Genomic DNA, 20,716 nt, shown 5'->3' on the forward strand with positions numbered 1-20,716 from the left:
TTCGACAGGTTCGTCTTCTTGTCGCCGACCGACTGGCCGTTCACGAGGATCTCGCCCTGCTGGAACGGCTCGAGGCCGTTCACGGTCTTGATCAGCGTCGACTTGCCCGAGCCGGACGGGCCACACACGACCACCACCTCACCCTTCTTGACCTCGGTCGTGCAATCGGTGAGGACCTGAAACTGGCCGTACCACTTGGAAACGTTCTTGATGGAAATCATCTTGTGACCTTTTTCTGGAGACCTTTGACGAGGGCAGACGCCACCGAGCAAACCACGAAATAGCATGCGCCCGCGAACAGGACCATCTCGACGGTCGTGCCGTCGCGATCGCCGACGTTGGCGGCCGTGCGGAAGAAGTCCGCGAGACTGATCACGTACACGAGCGACGTATCCTGGAACAGGACGATCGCCTGCGTGAGCAGCAGCGGCACCATCGCGCGGAACGCCTGCGGCAGGATCACGAGGCGCATCGCCTGCGCGTAGTTCATGCCGAGCGCGAACGCGGCGTTGACCTGCCCGCGCGGCACCGCCTGGATGCCGGCGCGGATGATCTCGGAATAATACGCGGCTTCGAACAGCGAGAACGCGACCATCGCCGACGCGAGGCGAATGTCGATCGTCGGCGACAGCCCGAGCACGCCCTGCAGCACCTGCGGCACGATCAGGAAGAACCACAGCAGCACCATCACGAGCGGGATCGAGCGGAACACCGTCACGTACGCCTTCGCGAACCACGCGAGCGGCTTCACGCCCGACAGCCGCAGCAGCGCGAGCAACGTGCCCCAGACGATGCCGACGACGATCGCGATCAGCGTGATCTTGAACGTGACGATCGCCCCCGTCCACAGCGTCGGTATCGCGCCGGGAATACTACTCCAGTCGAACTGATGCATCACTTGCCTCCGATGTAGCCGGGCAGCCGCGTGCGGCCTTCGATCCAGCGCATGAACGCCATCACGACGAGGTTGATGATCACGTACGCGAGCGTGACCGCGATGAACGACTCGTAGGTCTGCGCGGTGTAGTCGACGAGCTGGCGCGCCTGCGCGGACAGGTCGAGCAGGCCGATCGTCGACGCGACCGCCGAGTTCTTGAAGATGTTCAGGAACTCGGACGTGAGCGGCGGCACGATGATCCGGTACGCAACCGGCAGCAGCACGTAGCGGTACGTCTGCCATTGCGTGAAGCCCATTGCGAGGCCGGCCGCGCGCTGGCCCTTCGGCAGCGCGTTGATCCCCGAGCGCACCTGTTCGCACACGCGCGCGCCCGTAAACAGGCCGAGACAGATGATCGACGAGGTGAAGAACTGCGTGGTCGGCGGCAACTGCTTGATCCAGGTGCCGATCGACGCGGGCAGCAGCTCGGGCACGACGAGGTACCAGATGAAGAACTGCACGATCAGCGGGATGTTCCGGAAGATCGACACGTACACGGTGCCGATCGCGGACAGCCATTTGTTCGGCACCGTGCGCAGCACGCCGAACAGCGAGCCGACGATCAGCGCGATGACCCAGGCGACGAGCGACACCTCGATCGTCACCCAGAAGCCGGACATCAGCCATCCGAAATAAGTCGTCGGCTCGCCGGTCGAGACGGGGCTCAGGAAGACGCCCCAGTTCCAGTGGTAAGACATGGGCAAGACTCCAGCAAAAAGAAACGGAAGAAGCGTGGCCTCTTCCGTTTCAGTAGCGTCATTTCTGCGTCAACGGCCGCGTGGTCAGTCGAGCGCCTTGTCGTTCGGGTTCGCGTACAGCTTCTTCATCGAATCGGACAGCGGGAAGTTCAGGTTCAGCCCCTTCGGCGGGATCGGGTTCTCGAACCACTTCGCGTAGATCTTCGCGGCTTCGCCCGACTTCTCGACTTGCGAGATCGCGTCGTCGACGACCTTCTTGAAGTCCGCATCGCCCTTGCGCATCATGCAGCCGTACGCCTCTTCCGACTGCGGCGTGCCGACGATCACCCATTCGCCCGGCTGCTTCGCCTTCGCGCGCTCGCCCGCGAGCAGCGCGTCGTCCATCATGAACGCGACCGCGCGGCCCGACTCGAGCGTGTTGAACGAGTCGCCGTGATCCTTCGCGCTGATGATGTTCATGCCCAGCTGCTTGTCGTTGTTCATCTTGCGCAGCAGGCGCTCGGACGTCGTGCCGGCGGTGGTCACGACCGTCTTGCCCTTCAGGTCGGCGAAGTCTTTCACGCCCGAATCCTTCTTCGTCATCAGGCGCGTGCCGATCACGAAGATCGTGTCGGAGAATGCGGCCTGCTGCTGACGCTCCAGGTTGTTGGTCGTCGAGCCGCACTCGATGTCGACCGTGCCGTTCTGCACGAGCGGGATGCGGTTCTGCGACGTGACCGGGATGTTCTTGACCTGCAGGTTCGGCAGGTTCAGCTTTTTCTTCACCGCGTCCACGACCTTCAACTGGAATTCGCGCGAATAGCCGACGACCTGCTGGTTCTGGTCATAGTAGGAGAACGGAATCGACGATTCGCGGTGGCCCAGCGCGATCACGCCCGTGTCCTTGATCTTCTTCAGCGTGCCGGTCTCCTGTGCGTGCGCGCCGCTCGCGAACGCGCACAGCGCCGCGACCATCAGGACTGCCTTGTGGTATTTCATTTTGGTCATCTCCTTGGCTAAAACCCGCGCCAGTGTATCAAAGTAATATTTTTGAAAGTACTGGTTGTTAACCGCACTACGAATCGCGCTGTGCGAAGCCGTCCTCCCGGCTCCGGGCGCCCGTTTCGGCACCTGAATGCGCGCGCGGGCGATGCCGGATTCGGCATCGCCCGCGAGGGTTCATGCACGCAATCGGGTGGATTGCGTCATGCTTTGATCGTAGTCAACCGATCGGCGATCGGCAACGACCGATCAGGGGTACAGGCCGCGCATTTCGCGCGCCATCAGGATGCGCTTGCACGCGACGATGAACGCCGCCGTACGCACCGTCACCTTGTGCTCTTCCGCGACCGCCCACACGCCGGCGAACGCTTCGCGCATCACGCGCTCGAGACGGTGGTTGATCTCGTCTTCCGTCCAGAAGAAGCTCGAGAAGTCCTGCACCCACTCGAAGTACGACACGGTCACGCCGCCCGCGTTCGCGATCACGTCGGGGATCACGAGCACGCCGTTCGCGCTCAGGATGTCGTCCGCCGCCGTCGTCGTCGGGCCGTTCGCGCCTTCGACGATGATCTTCGTGCGGATCTTCGCCGCGTTCTTCTCGGTGATCTGGTTTTCCAGTGCCGCCGGGATCAGGATGTCGGTCTCGACCGTCCAGAACTCGTCGTTCGGCATCGGCTCGGCGCCTTCGAAGCCCGCGACGCCGCCCGTGCGTGCGACGTGGTCGAGCAGCTTGTTCGAATCGAGGCCGGCCGGCTGGTAGATCGTGCCCGTGTGATCCTGCACCGCGATCACCTTCGAGCCCGCTTCCTGGAACAGCTTCGCCGCGATGCCGCCGACGTTGCCGAAGCCCTGCACCGCGATGCGCGCGCCTTCGATTTCCAGGCCCTTCTTCTTCGCCGCTTCGGAGCCGACGACGAACACGCCGCGGCCCGTTGCTTCCTTGCGGCCGAGCGAACCGCCGAGCGCGATCGGCTTGCCGGTCACGACGCCGGTCGACGTCTGGCCCTGGTTCATCGAGTACGTGTCCATCATCCACGCCATCACCTGTTCGTTGGTGTTGACGTCCGGTGCCGGAATGTCGGTGTTCGGCCCGATGATGATGCCGATTTCGCTGGTGTAGCGGCGCGTCACGCGCTCGAGCTCACCGCGCGACAGCTTGCGCGGGTCGACGCGGATGCCGCCCTTCGCACCGCCGTACGGCACGTTCACGGCCGCGTTCTTCACCGACATCCATGCCGACAGCGCCATCACTTCCGACAGCGTCACGTCCTGGTGGTAGCGCACGCCGCCCTTGCCCGGGCCGCGCGACACGTTGTGCTGCACGCGATAGCCTTCGAAGTGCGCGACGGTGCCGTTGTCGAGCTCGATGGGGCAGTCGACGATCAGGATGCGCTTCGGACGCTTCAGCGTCTCGAGCCAGCGCGACAGCGAGCCGAGGTACGGCGCGACGCGATCGACCTGCTGAAGGTAGTTGCCCCACGGGCCGAGATCGTCGGCGTGAAGGTAGGACGGGATGGACTGCAGTTGCGAAGACATGGACACTCCAACGTTCAACGGATTGCGCACATTGTCGAAAAACCCGTTTTTTTTATCCAATGCCGTTTGCTTATTCGATTATGCGTTTCTTGCATGATCGTGATTTTTCGCAAATCCGTGGTCGATTTGCGCAAGAACGCACTCGATCGGCCGTGCATCGCGGGCCTAAAAAATCGTCGGTGAAAGTCGCGGGATGCCCGCCGGACGGGCGTCCGAGCGGCGTCGAAAGCGGCTCGTCAGTCGCTCGCGCCCGACCGGCCCGGTTAACCGCCGACGGTTAACCGGTGGTTTCGCGCAGTTCGTCGCGCACGACGTCCCACAGCGCGCGCACGAGTTTCTGGTGCGGATCGTCGCCCTGCAGCGCGAGCTTGTCGCAGTACAGGCGGATCTCCATCGTCAGCGTGAACGGATGGGTGCCGCCGCGCGCGGAACGGTCGAGCCGGATCAGGCGGCCGCTCGCCACCGCATCCTCGACCGCGCTGTGCGGCAGGAACGCGACGCCGTGGCCCGCGAGCGCCATCGCCTTCAGCCCCTCCGCCATGTCGGTTTCGTAAACACGATCGAGGAACAGCGACGTCGGTGCATTCGCCACGATGACTTCGGTCATCCGGCCGAGATACGCGTTCGGCGTATACGACAGGTACGGCACGCGCGCCTCGGCCGTGCCCGGCAGCGTATAGCGCGGCCGGCCCGCGCGGCCCGGCGCCGAAAACGCGCTGATCGGCTCGCTGCCGAGCACCAGCATGTCGTAGCGGGCCGGGTCGAGCGCGACCGGGTGGCTCGGGTGGTGGTAGCCCATCACGAGATCGCAGCCGCCCTCGACGAGCGACAGCACGGCATCGTGCACGTTCAGCGCGCGCAGCCGCGTGTGAACCTGCCCCATCTTCGCCTCGATCCGCTGCAGCCAGCGCGGAAAATACGTGAGCGACAGCGTGTGCGGCACCGCGAACTCGATCGTCGGCACCGGCGCGCCGACGTGGCCGCGCAGCAGCGTGCGCGCCTCGTGCGCCTGCGACAGCATCGTCAGCGCCTGCTCGTAGAAGATCTGGCCGGCCTGCGTGAGCCGCGTCGGATAGACCGAACGATCGATCAGTTCAGTCGCGAGCCACGCCTCGAGCGCCTGGATACGCCGCGAGAACGCGGGCTGCGACACGTGCCGCAGTTCGGCGGAGCGGCTAAAGCTGCGCGTTTCCGCGAGCGAGACGAAGTCTTCGAGCCATTTCAGTTCCATGCAGGCGGGCGCGGCGGGCGGCGGTCGGGAAGAAGCCTGCATTCTACCGGCGGGCGGGCCGGCCCGGCGGCGTGGCGGGCAGCCCGGCGAGCCGCCGCACACGTCGGCAGGCAAGCCGACCGACCGGCCGTCGGCGGGCCGCGCGGGCGCGTTGCCGGGGCGGTTTCGACGCGGCGCGCGCGCGATTTGTCCGCGCCGGCGCCGGCCGGACCGGTTCGGCCGGGATCGCCCCGCGGCGATGGTAAAATGCCGGATTCTTCCCCCCTCGCTCGACCCGGCCCCAAGGCCCGCCCGATCATGTCCGACACTCGTCCCGATACGCTTTTCGCCCTCACCGCGCTCTCGCCCATCGACGGCCGCTACGCCAGCAAGACCGAAGCGCTGCGCGACTGGCTCTCCGAAGCCGCCTTCATGCGCCACCGCGTCACCGTCGAGGTGCACTGGCTGATCGCGCTGTCGCGCGCCGGCTTCGCGGAAGTCCCGCGCTTCTCCGACGCGTCCGAACAATTCCTGCTGCAGCTCGCGGAGCGCTTCACCGCGCACGACGCCGCCCGCATCAAGGAAATCGAGCGCGTGACGAACCACGACGTGAAGGCCGTCGAATACTGGCTGAAGGAATCGGTCAAGGGCCAGGCCGAACTCGAGAAGGCCAGCGAATTCATCCACTTCGCGTGCACGTCCGAAGACATCAACAACACGTCGCACGGGATGATGCTCGCCGGCGCGCGCGAGCACGTGATCGTGCCGGCGCTGCGCACGGTCCACCAGCGCCTCGTCGCGCTGTCGCACGCGCTCGCCGAGCAGCCGATGCTGTCGCGCACGCACGGCCAGCCGGCCAGCCCGACGACGCTCGGCAAGGAGCTCGCGAACGTCGCCGCGCGCCTCGCACGCGCGATTACGCGCATCGAGAAGGTCGAGATCCTCGGCAAGATGAACGGCGCGGTCGGCAACTTCAACGCGCACCTGTCCGCGTATCCGGAATTCGACTGGGAAGCGTTCTCGCGCGACGTGATCGAGAACCGCCTGAAGCTCACGTTCAACCCGTACACGATCCAGATCGAACCGCACGACTACATGGCCGAGCTGTTCGACGCGGTTGCGCGCGCGAACACGATCCTGCTCGACCTCGATCGCGACGTGTGGGGCTACATCTCGGTCGGCTACTTCAAGCAGAAGACGAAGGCCGGCGAAATCGGCTCGTCGACGATGCCGCACAAGGTCAACCCGATCGACTTCGAGAACTCGGAAGGCAACCTCGGCCTCGCGAACGCGACGCTGCGCCACCTCGCCGACAAGCTGCCGGTGTCGCGCTGGCAGCGTGACCTGACCGACTCGACGGTGCTGCGCAACATGGGCGTCGCGCTCGGCTACTCGCTGCTCGCGTACGACTCGCTGATCCGCGGCCTCGACAAGCTCGAAGTCAACCCGCAGCGCCTGAACGAAGATCTCGACAACTGCTGGGAAGTGCTCGCGGAGCCGGTGCAGACGGTGATGCGCCGCTACGGCATCGAGAACCCGTACGAACAGCTGAAGGAACTGACGCGCGGCAAGGGCATCACGCGCGAAGCGCTGCAGGAATTCGTCGCCACGCTGGCGATCCCGCAGGATGCGAAGGACCGCCTGCTCGCGATGACGCCGGCGTCGTACATCGGCAAGGCCGTCGAACTCGCGAAGCGGATCGCGTAAGCGCCGCCGTCGCCGGACGGAAAAAAAGCCCGATGCGAAATTGCTCGCATCGGGCTTTTTCTTTGGCGGCTCTCGCGCGCTCGACGAAAAAAGGCGCCCCCGAGGGGCGCCTGTCTCACTGCGGCATCACGATTGCCGCGAACCGCGCTCAGTGCGCGTGGCCGATCTTCGCCATCACCTGATCGACGATCTGTTCGGGCGTCAGTTCGATGCTGACCTCGATCGCCTCGTCCGGGCCCGGCTCCTCGAGCGTATCGAGCTGGCTCTTCAGCAGCGACGGATCGAAGAAATGGCCGGTGCGGCTTTTCAGGCGCTCGTGCAACACCTCGAACGAGCCCTTCAGATACACGAACCGCACGTCGGTGTCGGTGCCGCGCAGCACGTCGCGGTACGACCGCTTCAGCGAAGAGCACGTGAACACGGCCGTCTCGCCGGCACGCTGCTTTTCCTCGATGGCCGCGCGGATCGTGCGCAGCCACGGCCAGCGGTCGTCGTCGGTCAGCGGAATGCCGTTGTGCATCTTTTCCTTGTTCGCCGCGCTGTGAAACGCGTCGCCGTCGGTATAGCTGCACGACAGGCGTTCTGCCAGCATTTCGCCGATTCGCGATTTGCCCGCGCCCGACACGCCCATTGCGATCAGAATCATTGACTACCCCTTGTTACAAAACCACGCTCAGCAGCAGCGTAAAACTCAGACCGAGCACCGAGATGATGGTTTCAAGCAGCGACCAGGTCTTGAACGTCTGACCAACCGTCATCCCGAAGTATTCCTTGATCAGCCAGAAGCCGCCGTCGTTCACGTGCGAGAAGATCAGCGAGCCCGAGCCCGTCGCGAGCACCAGCAGCTCCGGACGAACCGCCGCGCCCGACGCCGCCGCGATCGGCGCGACGATGCCGCAGGCCGTCGTCATCGCGACCGTCGCCGAACCCGTCGCGAGACGCATCAGCGCCGCGACGAACCAGCCGAGCAGCAGCGGCGACAGGTGCGCGTGCTTCGCGGTCTCGACGATCTGCTGCGAGATCCCGCTGTCGCGCAGGACGCCGCCGAAGCCGCCGCCCGCACCGACGATCAGCGTGATGCCGGCGATCGGCGCCAGGCATTCGCCGCAGAACTTCTGGATCTGGTCGCGGTTGAAACCCTGCAGCTTGCCGAACGTGAAGAAGCTCACCAGCACGGCGATCAGCAGCGCGACGTCGGAGTTGCCGGCAAAGCGCAGCAGGCTGTTCGGCAACGACTTCGGCGTGAAGATCAGGTCGGCCCAGCTGCCGACCAGCATCAGGATCACCGGCAGCAGGATCGTGAACAGCGTGATGCCGAAGCTCGGCAGTTCGCGCTGCTTGCCTTCCGTGTGCGATTCGACGAACTGCGCGGCGAGCGGATTGTTCTCCGGCAGCTTGACGAATTTCGAGATCATCAGCGCGAACAGCGGGCCCGCGACGATCGCGGTCGGCACGCCGACGATCAGGCCGAACGCGATCGTCTTGCCGATGTCGGCACCGTATTGCTGGACGGCCAGCAGCGCGGCCGGGTGCGGCGGAATCAGCCCGTGCACGACGGACAGGCCCGCGACCATCGGCAGGCCGACGACGAGCAGCGACTTGCCGGTGCGCTTCGCGACGTTGAACGCGATCGGGATCAGCAGCACGAAGCCGACTTCGAAGAACACCGGCAGGCCGACGATGATCGCGACGAACATCATCGCCCAATGGATGTTCTTCTCGCCGAACCAGTCGATCAGCGTGGTCGCGATCCGCTCCGCGCCGCCCGATTCGGCCATCATCTTGCCGAGCATCGTGCCGAGGCCGACGACCACCGCGATGTGGCCGAGCGTGTTGCCGTTGCCGGTCTCGAACGACTTGACGATCTTGTCCATCGGCATCCCGACCACGAGGCCGAGGCCGAGCGAGACGATGATGAGCACCAGGAACGGATAGATCTTGAACCGCGCGATCATCACGATCAGCGCGACGATCGCGATCACGGTATAAATGAGCAGCATGCTGCCTTGGACAGCCCCCATGTGGCACTCCTCCTAGGATTGTTCGAACCGGGCGAGTTGTTGCGAGTATGCCCGGCTATGCAGGTCTCCGAAACACGGGGGTTCCCACCCCGCGAGGACGCTGAATTTTACTTATCTTTACGGTCCGCGGATAGAACCGGTTCCATCAGCAAAAACCCTCGGTAAAACAAGCACTAAGCGCTCGCTTACCGAGGGTCAAACGTTCGTTTCGTACAAGTCTTAACGGGGCAGCTGGCTCGCGGCTTGCGCGAGGCGCGTGACTTCGGCCCAGTCCTGCGCCGCGAGCGCGGCCTTCGGCGTGAGCCACGAACCGCCGACGCACACGACGTTCGGCAGCTTCAGGAAATTCGGCGCGGTGTCGACCGTGATGCCGCCCGTCGGGCAGAACTTCAGCGCCGGGAACGGACCGTGGAACGCCTGCAGCATCGGCACGCCGCCGGCTTGCTGCGCGGGGAAGAACTTGACGATCTCATAGCCGAACTCGAGCGCCTGGATGATGTCGCTCGGCGTCATCACGCCCGGCAGCAGCGGCAGGCCGGCGTCGAGCGACGCGAGGTGCAGGTCCTTCGTCAGGCCCGGCGACACGCCGAACTTCGCACCCGCGCGCTTCGCCTGCTCGCAGTGCTCGGGCTTCGTGATCGTGCCGACGCCGACGACGATGTCGTCCGCGAGCTGGCTCGCGCGCTGGATCGCCTCCAGGCCGGCCGGCGTGCGCAGCGTGATTTCGAGCACCTTGACGCCGCCCGCGTGCAACGCGCGCGACACGTGTTCGCCCTGCTCGACCGAGTCGAATGCGAGCACCGGAATCACCGGGCCCAGCTTCACGATTTCAGCAATCGTCTTCATCTGGAACACTCCTTGAAATTCATGCAGCGACGCTGACGGCCGTTTCGCCGACCAGCGTCCCGAAAACCGATGCGCCCTGCTCGGCCGGCGCGGCCGCCGCGCGGAACACGCCGAACAGTTCGCGCCCGAAACCGACCTCGTTCTCGGCCTGGTGCAGCGGCTGCGCGACCGGGCGCGCCTGCCACTCGGCGTCGTCGACCTCGATGTCGAGAATGCCGGCTTCCGCGTCGATCACGAGCGTGTCGCCCGTCTTCACCTTGCCGAGCGGGCCGGCCAGCAGCGCTTCCGGCGACACGTGGATCACGGCCGGCACCTTGCCCGACGCGCCCGACATGCGGCCGTCGGTCACCAGCGCGACGTGGAAGCCCTGATCCTGCAGCACGCCGAGCAGCGGCGTCAAACGATGCAGCTCGGGCATCCCGTTCGCGCGCGCGCCCTGGAAGCGCACGACCGCGACGAAATCGCGCTTCAGCTCGCCGCGATCGAAGGCCTCCTGCACGGCTTCCTGCGAATCGAACACGATCGCGGGTGCCGTCACCTTGCGGTGCTCGGGCGCGACCGCCGAGATCTTGATCACGCCGCGGCCGAGCCGGCCCTGCATCAGGCGCAAGCCGCCGTCCGGCTGGAACGGGTCGCGAATGCCGCGCAGCACCTTCGTGTCGTGGCTCTCGGCCGTGCCGTCGACCCACGTCAGCTTGCCGTCGATCAGCTTCGGCTCCTTCGTGTAGTGCGACAGGCCCTTGCCCGCCACGGTCGTCACGTCTTCGTGCAGCAGCCCGCCCTCGAGCAGGTTGCGCACCAGGAACGCCACGCCGCCCGCCGCGTGGAAGTGGTTCACGTCGGCCTTGCCGTTCGGGTAGATCTTCGCGAGCAGCGGCACGACCGCCGACAGCTCGTCGAAATCGTTCCAGTCGATCAGGATGCCGGCCGCGCGCGCGATCGCGACGAGGTGCAGCGTGTGGTTGGTCGAGCCGCCCGTCGCGAGCAGCGCGACGATCCCGTTGACGATCGCCTTCTCGTCGATCACGTGGCCGATCGGGGTGTAGTGGCCGCGCTCGACCGTCAGGTCGAGCACGCGGCGCGCGGCTTCGGCGGTCAGCGCGTCGCGCAGCGGCGTGTGCGGATGGACGAACGCCGAACCCGGCAGGTGCAGGCCCATCAGCTCCATCAGCATCTGGTTGCTGTTCGCGGTGCCGTAGAACGTGCAGGTGCCGTGGCCGTGATACGCGGCCGATTCCGCTTCGAGCAGCGCGTCGCGGCCGACCTGACCGGTTGCGAACTGCTGGCGGATCTTCGCCTTGTCGTCGTTCGACAGGCCGCTCGTCATCGGGCCGGCCGGCACGAAGATGGTCGGCAGATGGCCGAACTGCAGCGCGCCGATCAGCAGGCCCGGCACGATCTTGTCGCAGATGCCGAGGCAGAGCGCCGCGTCGAACATGTTGTGGGTGAGCGCGATCGCGGTGCCCATCGCGATCGCCTCGCGCGAGAACAGCGACAGCTCCATGCCCGGGTTGCCCTGCGTGACGCCGTCGCACATCGCCGGCACGCCGCCCGCGAACTGCGCGACGCCGCCGTTCTCGCGCGCGGCGGCCTTGATGATGTCGGGGAAATCCTTGTACGGCGCGTGCGCGGACAGCATCTCGTTGTAAGAGGACACGATGCCGATGTTCGGCTCGCGGATCGCCTTGATCTGGAACTTGTCGCTGCCTTCGAGACCCGCGAAGCCGTGCGCGAGGTTCGCGCACGACAGCGCGCCGCGCGCCGGGAACTTGCCTTGCGCGCCGTCGATGCGCTGCAGATAGGCGGAACGGGTCGATTGGCTGCGGGCGATCACGCGATCGGTGACTTTCGCCAGGGTGGGGTGCAGCGACGTCATGCTGGGCGCTCCTGTATGCCGGACGGACACCGGCGGTTGGAATCGTGGGGACGGTCGAGTGCATCGAACGAACGAAGTCAGTCTAGTAGAAAAACTACAAGCGCGCAATGCGGATCGGCATACGCGCAACTCATACCGCCGCCACCAGCAAGGCTTTCCTAGTGAAAACCCTAATCAACGGCATCGTCCACTGCAGAAATTGCCGACGATGGAGCTAGCATTTTCATGTAGATTTTCTACAATTCGATTGCGATACACTCGCTCATCCGAACCCGATTTCCATCCGCCGTCCCATGCTGCCTCGCATTGAAGCGATCCGCGCCGACCTGCGCCCGTCCGAGCGCAAGCTCGCCGACTACATCCTCGCCGCGCCGCGCGAGGTGCTCGACCTCGCGATGACCGAGCTGTCGACCCGCGCGGGCGTCAGCCAGCCGACCATCGCGCGCTTCTGCCAGGCGCTCGGCTGCAGCGGCTTTCGCGAATTCAAGATCCGGCTCGCGCAGAGCGTCGCGCCGGGCGTGTCGTCCGTGTATCGCGACGTCGAGCCCGACGAGCCCGCGCCCGGCATCATCGGCAAGGTGTTCGACCGCACGATCGGCGCGCTGATCGAGGTGCGCAACAGCCTGTCGGCCGGCAGCGTCGCCGACGCGATCGCGCTACTGTCGAACGCGTCGCGCATCGAGTTCTACGGCGCCGGCGGCTCCGGCATCGCCGCGCAGGACATCCAGCACAAGTTCTTCCGGCTCGGCGTGCCGAGCGTCGCGTATTCGGACCCGCACACGTTCTCGATGTCGTCGGCGCTGCTCGGGCCGCACGATGTCGTCGTCGCGATCTCGAACACCGGCCGCACGCGCGACATCGTCGAGGCCGCGCGCTCCGCGCTCGCGTGCGGCGCGAAGGTCGTCGCGATCACGCAGAGCCATTCGCCGCTCGCGAAGCTCGCGACGGTGAGCCTCGCGTCGAACGTCGCGGAGGAAACCGACGTGTTCTCGCCGATGACGTCGCGCATGTCGCATCTCGCGATCGGGGATATCCTCGCGGTCGGCGTCGCGCTGTCGCGCGGGCCCGCATTGATGGAGCGCGTCGGCCGCGCGAAGGAAGCGATCACGCGCCGCCGGATCGACGACGGCACGAAGGATTGACCGACGCACGGCGCCCCGCCGGCGCATGAGCGATGCAGAACCAACGCACGGTCCGGCACATCAGCCGCTACCCGGCACGCACGTAAACGAAGAACGGCGCCCCGAGGGGCGCCGTTGCGCATGGGTCGGTGCAGCCAACCGGCCGCTCAGCTCAAAACGGCTTGATCACGACCAGCGCGACCGCCACGAGCATGCCGAGCACCGGCAGTTCGTTGAACACGCGATACCACTTGTCGGTGCGACGGTTCTCGCCGCGCTCGAACACCTTCAGCAGATGCCCGCAATACGCGTGGTAGATGACGAGCAGCAGCACCACCGTCACCTTCGCATGGATCCAGCCCTGCCCCTGGCCGATGCCGATCACGAGCCACAGCCACAGCCCGCATGCGAGCGCCGGCACGGCGATCATCGTCATGAAGCGGAACAGCTTGCGCGCCATCAGCAGCAGGCGCCGCACCGCGGCCGGATCGGTCTCCATGGCCAGGTTCACGTAGATGCGCGGCAGGTAGAACAGTCCCGCGAACCACGCGGCGATCAGAACGATATGGAACGTCTTGACCCAGAGCATTGCCATCGGTTGTGCGCCTCGCTTTACTGGCGGCCTTCGCCGTGCCCGAGCACGACGTACTTCAGCGACGTGAGCCCGTCCAGGCCGACGGGGCCGCGTGCGTGCAGCTTGTCGTTCGAGATGCCGATTTCCGCGCCGAGGCCGAATTCGAAGCCGTCCGCGAAGCGCGTCGACGCATTGACCATCACGCTCGCCGAATCGACTTCGCGCAGGAAGCGCATTGCGCGGTCGTGATCCTCGGTGACGATCGCATCGGTGTGGTGCGAGCCGTAGTGATTGATGTGCTCGATTGCGGCGTCGAGGCCGTCGACGACCTTGATCGCCAGCACCGGCGCGAGATATTCGGTGTGCCAGTCTTCGTCGGTCGCGTCGACGAGCGGACCGACGCCCGCCTCGGCGAGCACCGCGCGCGCGGCTGCATCGACGCGCAACTCGACCTGCTTGTCGCGATACAGCTTGCCGAGCGGCGGCAGCAGCGCGGCCGCGATGCCGCCCGACACGAGCAGCGTTTCCATCGTGTTGCAGGTGCCATAGCGGTGCGTCTTCGCGTTGTCGCACACCGTCAGTGCCTTGGCGAGATCGGCGCGATCGTCGACGTACACGTGGCAGATGCCGTCGAGGTGCTTGATCATCGGCACGCGCGCCTCGTTGATCAGCCGCTCGATCAGGCTCTTGCCGCCGCGCGGCACGATCACGTCGACATATTCGGTCATCGTGATCAGCTTGCCGACCGCCGCGCGATCGGCGGTCGCGACGACCTGCACCGCGTCCTGCGGCAGGCCGGCCGCCTCGAGCCCTTCGCCGATCAGCTTCGCGAGCGCCGCATTCGATTCGAGCGCCTCGGAGCCGCCGCGCAGGATCGTCGCGTTGCCCGACTTCAGGCACAGCGCGGCCGCGTCGATCGTCACGTTCGGACGCGACTCGTAGATGATGCCGATCACGCCGAGCGGCACGCGCATCTGGCCGACCTGGATTCCGCTCGGGCGGTACTTGAGATTGCCGATCTCGCCGATCGGATCGGCCAGCGACGCGACCTGGCGCAGGCCCTCGACCATCGTGTTCAGCGCCTTGTCCGACAGCGTCAGGCGGTCGATGAACGCCGCATCGAGCCCCTTTTCGCGGGCACGGGCGACGTCGCGCGCGTTCGCGTCCTTCAGCGCCTGCGCGTCACGCTCGATCGCGCGGGCCACGGCGTCGAGCGCCGCGTTCTTCGCCGCCGTGCTGGCGCGCGCCATCGCGCGGGAAGCGTGCCGGGCACGGCGGCCCAGGTCCGTCATGTACTGGTCGATATCCATCGTGTGACTCGAGAAGCGAGCCGCTTCGCGCGGCATGAATTCGTGGAGAAGCGTGAGGCGCGGCGGCAGGAAGGCCGCGCCGGCTATCGAAATATTGTAAGCGGGTTGCGATGCGTGCGCTGAAGGCCCGGACGGGGCTTAACGCCGCACGCGACCCGCGGTCGGCGGTCGTTCGCCGCGCGCGCCCGCCACCGTCATCGCGAGCTGGAACAGGCCGTCCCACGGATCGGGCGGCGGCTCGTCCTGCGTGCGGCGGCCCGGCGTGACGGCCGACAGCCCCTTCACCTGCCGGTCGAGCTTCGCGGCAAACGCGAGCGCCTTCTCGAGCACGGCTTCCGACACGCGGTTCAGCGCGGGGCCGATCAGCCGCTCGCGCGGCCCCCATACGCGGTTCTCGCGCAGCAGCGTGGCCAGCGGCTTGCCGGCCGTCGTGCCGCGCTTGATCCGCAGCAGCGTGCGCAGTTCCTCGACGACGGCCCACATCACGAGCACGATCGCCTCGCCCTCGCCCTTCAGCCCGTCGATCATCCGCGCGAGCCGCGCGGCGTCGCCCGCGAGCATCGCCTCGTTCAGCTTGAACACGTCGTAGCGCGCGACGTTCAACACCGCGTCGTGCACCTGCTCGAACGTCAGCACGCCCTGCGGATAGAGCAGCCCGAGCTTCTGGATTTCCTGGTGCGCGGCGAGCAGGTTGCCCTCGACGCGCTCCGCGATGAACTGCAGCGCGCGCCGGCCGTCGTCGCCGGGCGCGACGCGCTGGCCCTGCATCGACAGACGCTGGCCGATCCAGTTCGGCAGCTGCGCGCGGTCGACCGGATCGATCTTCAGCGCGACGCCGCCGTTCTGCAGCGCGGTAAACCACGCGGATTTCTGCGTGGCCGCGTCGAGGCGCGGCAACGTGACGAGCATCAGCGCATCGGGGTTCGGGGCGGCCGCGAGCGTCTTCAGCGCGTCGGCGCCTTCCTTGCCGGGCTTGCCCGACGGAATGCGCAGCTCGATCAGCTGACGCTCGCCGAACAGCGACATCGCCTGGGTCGCGCCGAGCAGCACGCTCCAGTCGAAACCGCGCTCGACCGTGTGCACCGAACGCTCGGTGAAGCCGGCCGCGCGCGCGGCCGCACGAATGCGGTCGCACGCTTCCTGCGCGAGCAGCGGCTCGTCGCCGTAGACGGTGTAGAGCCCGGCCATCCCCTTCGCGAGGTGCGGCTCCAGCGCATCAAGTCGCAATTGCATCGATACGTGCGCCGGCGATCAGAGCGGCGGCGGCGGCAGCGGTGCGCCCGGTGCAACGCCCGGCACCACGTCTTCCGGCGCCGGCGTCAGCGAGTGGACGATCGCGAGACGCCGCATCAGCTGGTCGACCGCGTCGTTCTCCATGTCGCCGTACAGGATCTCGGCTTCCTGCGCCTTCGCGTTCGTGTACTGGTCGCTGTACGTCATCGCGCGGTTCAGCGCGATCGCGCTCGGCGGGATCAGCACGGTGCCGTCCTTGCTCGTCAGCGTGTAGTTCAGCGTATAGAACAGCGCGTATTCCTGCGCCGAGCCGTACTTGTTGAGCGTCAGCGTGTTCTGCCCACGCGACTCCCACATGCGCAGCACGGCATCGGCGTCGTCCGCCGACTTGACGATCTTCGTGTCGCTGCCGGCCTCGACGAGGCGCACCAGGCGCGCCTCGACGGGCGCCGGCGCGCCGGCCACCAGCAGGCGCTTGAACGCGTAGTCCTGCTGGCCGCGCAACTGGAAACCGCATGCCGACAGCGCGAGCGCGCTGCCGACGGCGAGCATCAAAAACGATCTGCGGATCACCTTCGCTCCTTCTGTGTGCGCCCGGCGGCCAACGGCCGTCAGACGACGATGTTCACGAGGCGGCCCGGCACGACGACGATCTTCTTCGCCGGTTTGCCGTCGCTGAACTTCGCGAATGCTTCGTCGGCCACCGCCGCCGCTTCGATCGCCTCGCGGCTCGCGTCCTTCGCGACCCTCAGCGCGCCGCGCACCTTGCCGTTCACCTGCAGCACGAGTTCGATCTCGGCCTGCTCGAGCGCGGCCTCGTCGACCTTCGGCCACGGGGCGTCGAGCAGCGGGCCGAATTCGTCCGCATAGCCGAGCGCCTTCCACAGTTCGAACGTGACGTGCGGCACGACCGGGTACAGCACGCGCAGCAGCACGCCGTACGTCTCGCGCAGCACGGCGGGCGTCGCGCCCTTCGCGCCGTCGATCGCGTTCAGCATCTTCATCGCGGCCGACACGACCGTGTTGTACTGCAGACGCTGGTAGTCGAAATCGGCCTGCTTCAGCACGCTGTAGATCTCGCGGCGCAGCGCCTTGTCGGCATCGCCGAGCGCGGCCGCGTCGAAGCCCGCGCGCGCGGCGAGCGCTTCGCGGTTCGTCGCGCCGAAGCTCCACACGCGGCGCAGGAAGCGGCTCGCGCCTTCGACGCCCGCGCCCGACCATTCGAGCTGCTGCTCGGGCGGTGCGGCGAACATCGTGAACAGACGCGCGGTATCGGCGCCGTACTGGTCGATCAGGACCTGAGGATCGACGCCGTTGTTCTTCGACTTCGACATCTTCTCGATGCCGCCGAGCACGACCGGCTGGCCGTCGGCGTTCAGCGTCGCGCCGACCGGGCGGCCCTTCTCGTCGAACGCGACGGTCACGTCGGCCGGGTTGTACCAGGTCTTCTTGCCCGATGCGTCTTCGCGGTAGAACGTCTCGTTCAGCACCATGCCCTGCGTCAGCAGGTTCTTCGCCGGCTCGCCGAACTTCACGAGGCCGAGGTCGCGCATCACCTTGGTCCAGAAGCGCGAATACAGCAGGTGCAGGATCGCGTGCTCGATGCCGCCGATGTATTGATCCATCGGCATCCAGTAATCGGTGCGCGCGTCGACCATCGTCTCGGCGTCAGGCGCCGTGTAGCGCGAGAAGTACCACGACGAATCGACGAAGGTGTCCATCGTGTCGGTTTCACGCTTCGCGGCCGCGCCGCACTTCGGGCACGAACAGTTCAGGAACGCTTCCGACTTCGCGAGCGGGTTGCCCGAGCCGTCCGGCACGAGATCTTCCGGCAGCACGACCGGCAGGTCCTGCTCCGGCACCGGCACGTCGCCGCACGACGGGCAGTGGATGATCGGGATCGGCGTGCCCCAGTAGCGCTGGCGCGACACGCCCCAGTCGCGCAGGCGCCACGTGACCTGCTTGTCGCCGAAGCCGCCGGCCTTCAGGTCGGCCGCGATCGCGTCGACCGCCGCGCCGTACGCGAGGCCGTCGTACTTGCCGCTGTTGATGCAGGTCGCGACTTCCTTGTCGCCGTACCACTCCTGCCATGCGTCGAGCGAGTACGTCTGGCCTTCGGCCGCGATCACCTGCTTGATCGGCAGGTCGTATTTCTTCGCGAATGCGAAATCGCGCTCGTCGTGCGCCGGCACGCCCATCACCGCGCCTTCGCCATAGCTCATCAGCACGTAGTTGCCGATCCACACCTCGACCGGCTCGCCCGTCAGCGGGTGCTTGACCGAGAAGCCCGTCGCGACGCCCTTCTTTTCCATCGTCGCGACATCGGCCTCGGCGACGCCGCCGCGCTTGCATTCGTCGATGAACGCCTGCAGTTCCGGCTTGCCCTGCGCGAGGCGCGTGGCGAGCGGGTGCTCGGCCGCGATCGCGCAGAACGTGACGCCCATGATCGTGTCGGCACGCGTCGTGAACACGCGCAGCAGCTTCTGCTCGCCGTCGAGTTCGTACGGGAAGCCGAAGTTCACGCCGAAGCTCTTGCCGATCCAGTTCTGCTGCATGATCTTCACGCGCTCGGGCCAGCCGAGGCCGTCGAGGTCGTTCAGCAGCTCATCCGCGTACTGCGTGATCCGCAGGTAGTACATCGGGATCTCGCGCTTCTCGACAAGCGCGCCCGAACGCCAGCCGCGGCCGTCGATCACCTGCTCGTTCGCGAGCACGGTCTGGTCGACCGGGTCCCAGTTCACGGTGCCCGTCTTCTTGTACGCGATGCCCTTCTCGAGCATCTTCAGGAACAGCCACTGGTTCCACTTGTAGTAGTCGGGCTTGCACGTCGCGATCTCGCGCGACCAGTCGATCGCGAGGCCCATCGACTGCATCTGGCCCTTCATGTAGTCGATGTTGTCGTAGGTCCACTTCGCGGGCGGCACGCCGTTCGCCATCGCGGCGTTCTCGGCCGGCATCCCGAACGCATCCCAGCCCATCGGCATCAGCGTGTTGTAGCCGTTCATCCGCAGATAGCGGTACATCACGTCGTTGATCGTGTAGTTGCGCACGTGACCCATGTGCAGCTTGCCGGACGGGTACGGCAGCATCGACACGCAGTAGAACTTCGGCTTCTGCGAATCTTCCTTCGTCTTGTAGGCATCGGCTGCGCGCCAGTCGCCCTGAGCGGCGGCTTCGACGTCGGCGGGTACGTATCTCTCGTGCATGGTGTGGTTCGGACTAGGCTTTAAGCGGCGCGCCACGAGGCGGGCACGCGGAAGTGGACGAAATCGGGCAGCCCGGCGGCGGGGGCAGGCTCACGGTTCTCGTGCCTGCCTCATGATCCGGATATTCGCCGGGTAACCCGGAGGGTCTCCAGGTTACCCGGCGAAACCCTGCCAACCGGGCGAAAACGACGATTATACCGTTCGTGGCGGGCGGTACGGCCGGTCTCGCCGGCCGGCCCGCATTCTTGCCTGCGGGACGACACGGATGGCACGGATGGCGCGAGCGCCCGGTGCGTCAGCCGGTCAGCCGGTCAGCGGGTCGCGCCCGCGGCGGCCGGCGCGGCGGCGCCCGCCGGCGGCACGTCGGTCACGAAGCCGATCCGCGTGAGCCCGGCGGCCTGCGCGGCGCCCATCACCTGCGCGATCACGTCGTAGCGGGTCGCGCGCGAGGCGCGCAGCCGCAGCTCGGGCGGCGCGGCGCCCGCGGCGGCGGCCCGGAAGCGCGCCGGCAGCGCGTCGAGTGCGACGGGCGCGTCGTCCCAGTAGAGCTTGCCGGCGTCGTCGATCGACAGCGTGACCGACTGTGGCGTGTCGCGCGCGACGCCGGCCGCGACCTTCGGCAGGTCGAGCCGGATCGCGTGCGTCATCAGCGGCGCGGTGATGATGAAGATGACGAGCAGCACGAGCATCACGTCGATCAGCGGCGTCATGTTGATCTCCGCCATCGGCGCGGACGTCTTGTGGTGCTCCAGCCCGCCGAATGCCATGGTCGTTCCTCCCGGCCGCGCGTCAGGCGCCCTGCGCGCACACGAATACGTGCAGGTCGCGCGCGAAGCCGTCGAGTTCCTCGGCGAGCTGGCGCACGAGCCGCCCGAGGATGTTGTAGGCGAGCACCGCGGGGATCGCGACGACGAGCCCGAACGCGGTCATGATCAGCGCCTCGCCGACCGGCCCCGCGACGCTCTCGATCTGCGCCTGCCCGCTCGCGGCGATGCTGCCGAGCGCGTGGTAGATGCCCCATACGGTGCCGAGCAGCCCGACGAACGGCGCGGTGCTGCCGATCGACGCGAGCAGCACCTGGCCGAACTCGAGACGCCGCTGCGAGCGCAGCATCGCGTGACGCAGCGCGCGCAGCACGCGTTCGCTGCGCTCGACACGCGCGGCGAGCGCCGCCGGATCGTGTTCGTCGGCCGCATCGCGCGCGGCTTCGGCGAGCGGCACGAACACGCGCTCGCGATCGGTGCCGGCGAGCGCGGCGATGCCCGCGTCGAGCGACGGCGCGCGCCAGAACGCGGCGAGCGCGCGCGGCCCCTGCCGCTTCGCGCGGACCAGCAGCCAGGCTTTCATGAGGAGGAAGCACCAACTGGCGACGGACATCGCCAGCAGCACGTAGGCGACGGCGTGCGTGATCGCATCGCCGCTTTCGAGGTAGTGGACAACGCCGGTGGGAATCGCCATCG

General features: G+C 66.8%; 19 protein-coding genes. 2 read left to right on the forward strand and 17 right to left on the reverse strand.

Translation table 11 applies throughout. The features are described from left to right. From U4Z31_RS21690 to U4Z31_RS21715, 6 genes are all read right to left on the reverse strand, one after another. Positions 1-221 (reverse strand): ATP-binding cassette domain-containing protein (locus U4Z31_RS21690; protein WP_148093237.1); only part of this gene is annotated, 221 nt, incomplete at its 3' end. Then, on the reverse strand, positions 218-895 hold the full coding sequence (gene gltK / locus U4Z31_RS21695) for a glutamate/aspartate ABC transporter permease GltK (protein ID WP_044848293.1): 678 nt from the start codon (positions 893-895) through the stop codon (positions 218-220). The genes gltK and U4Z31_RS21690, both read right to left, overlap by 4 nt. Next, positions 895-1,635, reverse strand: a complete 741-nt coding sequence (locus U4Z31_RS21700; protein WP_044848294.1) for an amino acid ABC transporter permease — start codon at positions 1,633-1,635, stop codon at positions 895-897. The genes gltK and U4Z31_RS21700 overlap by 1 nt, the downstream gene beginning before the upstream one ends. An 84-nt stretch (positions 1,636-1,719) precedes the next feature. Beyond that, positions 1,720-2,613: a glutamate/aspartate ABC transporter substrate-binding protein gene (locus tag U4Z31_RS21705; protein WP_044848298.1), complete on the reverse strand. Its 894-nt coding sequence runs from the start codon at positions 2,611-2,613 to the stop codon at positions 1,720-1,722. A 252-nt stretch (positions 2,614-2,865) separates the two neighbouring features. After that, positions 2,866-4,152: a Glu/Leu/Phe/Val family dehydrogenase gene (locus tag U4Z31_RS21710; protein WP_044848295.1), complete on the reverse strand. Its 1,287-nt coding sequence runs from the start codon at positions 4,150-4,152 to the stop codon at positions 2,866-2,868. Between the two features lie 277 nt (positions 4,153-4,429). Next, positions 4,430-5,383, reverse strand: coding sequence for a LysR substrate-binding domain-containing protein (locus U4Z31_RS21715; RefSeq protein WP_044848296.1), 954 nt, complete (start codon positions 5,381-5,383; stop codon positions 4,430-4,432). A gap of 297 nt (positions 5,384-5,680) precedes the next feature. On the opposite strand from U4Z31_RS21715, the gene purB reads away from it, so the two are divergent. Beyond that, the gene (gene purB / locus U4Z31_RS21720) at positions 5,681-7,069 is read left to right on the forward strand and encodes an adenylosuccinate lyase (RefSeq protein ID WP_044844148.1); all 1,389 of its coding nucleotides are present in this window, start codon (positions 5,681-5,683) and stop codon (positions 7,067-7,069) included. Between the two features lie 148 nt (positions 7,070-7,217). On the opposite strand, the gene U4Z31_RS21725 is transcribed toward purB, so the two are convergent. The 4 genes from U4Z31_RS21725 to edd form a co-directional block, all read right to left on the reverse strand. Then, the gene (locus U4Z31_RS21725) at positions 7,218-7,715 is read right to left on the reverse strand and encodes a gluconokinase (protein WP_044844149.1); all 498 of its coding nucleotides are present in this window, start codon (positions 7,713-7,715) and stop codon (positions 7,218-7,220) included. 13 nt (positions 7,716-7,728) lie between these two features. Beyond that, positions 7,729-9,090: a GntP family permease gene (locus tag U4Z31_RS21730; protein WP_044844150.1), complete on the reverse strand. Its 1,362-nt coding sequence runs from the start codon at positions 9,088-9,090 to the stop codon at positions 7,729-7,731. Between the two features lie 219 nt (positions 9,091-9,309). Then, the gene (eda, locus tag U4Z31_RS21735) at positions 9,310-9,936 is read right to left on the reverse strand and encodes a bifunctional 4-hydroxy-2-oxoglutarate aldolase/2-dehydro-3-deoxy-phosphogluconate aldolase (RefSeq protein WP_044844151.1); all 627 of its coding nucleotides are present in this window, start codon (positions 9,934-9,936) and stop codon (positions 9,310-9,312) included. 19 nt (positions 9,937-9,955) lie between these two features. Beyond that, a complete protein-coding gene (gene edd, locus U4Z31_RS21740; RefSeq protein ID WP_044844152.1) occupies positions 9,956-11,812 on the reverse strand; it encodes a phosphogluconate dehydratase in 1,857 nt (618 codons plus the stop codon). A 293-nt stretch (positions 11,813-12,105) separates the two neighbouring features. On the opposite strand from edd, the gene U4Z31_RS21745 reads away from it, so the two are divergent. Further along, positions 12,106-12,954 carry a MurR/RpiR family transcriptional regulator gene (locus tag U4Z31_RS21745; protein WP_044844153.1) on the forward strand — a complete coding sequence of 283 codons (849 nt, stop codon included), beginning with the start codon at positions 12,106-12,108 and terminating at the stop codon, positions 12,952-12,954. A 151-nt stretch (positions 12,955-13,105) separates the two neighbouring features. On the opposite strand, the gene U4Z31_RS21750 is transcribed toward U4Z31_RS21745, so the two are convergent. The 7 genes from U4Z31_RS21750 to U4Z31_RS21780 form a co-directional block, all read right to left on the reverse strand. Further along, positions 13,106-13,528: a CopD family protein gene (locus U4Z31_RS21750; protein ID WP_124488267.1), complete on the reverse strand. Its 423-nt coding sequence runs from the start codon at positions 13,526-13,528 to the stop codon at positions 13,106-13,108. A gap of 17 nt (positions 13,529-13,545) precedes the next feature. Then, positions 13,546-14,817, reverse strand: coding sequence for a glutamate-5-semialdehyde dehydrogenase (locus U4Z31_RS21755; RefSeq protein WP_321811364.1), 1,272 nt, complete (start codon positions 14,815-14,817; stop codon positions 13,546-13,548). 138 nt (positions 14,818-14,955) lie between these two features. After that, positions 14,956-16,050: a DNA polymerase III subunit delta gene (holA, locus tag U4Z31_RS21760; protein ID WP_044844156.1), complete on the reverse strand. Its 1,095-nt coding sequence runs from the start codon at positions 16,048-16,050 to the stop codon at positions 14,956-14,958. Between the two features lie 18 nt (positions 16,051-16,068). After that, a complete protein-coding gene (gene lptE / locus U4Z31_RS21765; protein ID WP_044844157.1) occupies positions 16,069-16,623 on the reverse strand; it encodes an LPS assembly lipoprotein LptE in 555 nt (184 codons plus the stop codon). Between the two features lie 38 nt (positions 16,624-16,661). After that, complete coding sequence (leuS, locus tag U4Z31_RS21770) at positions 16,662-19,256, reverse strand: leucine--tRNA ligase (RefSeq protein WP_321811365.1); 2,595 nt, start codon at positions 19,254-19,256, stop codon at positions 16,662-16,664. 311 nt (positions 19,257-19,567) lie between these two features. Next, complete coding sequence (locus U4Z31_RS21775) at positions 19,568-20,023, reverse strand: ExbD/TolR family protein (protein WP_044844159.1); 456 nt, start codon at positions 20,021-20,023, stop codon at positions 19,568-19,570. A gap of 22 nt (positions 20,024-20,045) precedes the next feature. Further along, entirely contained in the window at positions 20,046-20,714 is a 669-nt protein-coding gene (locus U4Z31_RS21780; protein WP_321811366.1) for a MotA/TolQ/ExbB proton channel family protein, read from the reverse strand. Positions 20,715-20,716: the final 2 nt, after the last annotated feature.

The organism is Burkholderia sp. BCC1985 (assembly GCF_905339915.1).
GTDB lineage: Bacteria > Pseudomonadota > Gammaproteobacteria > Burkholderiales > Burkholderiaceae > Burkholderia.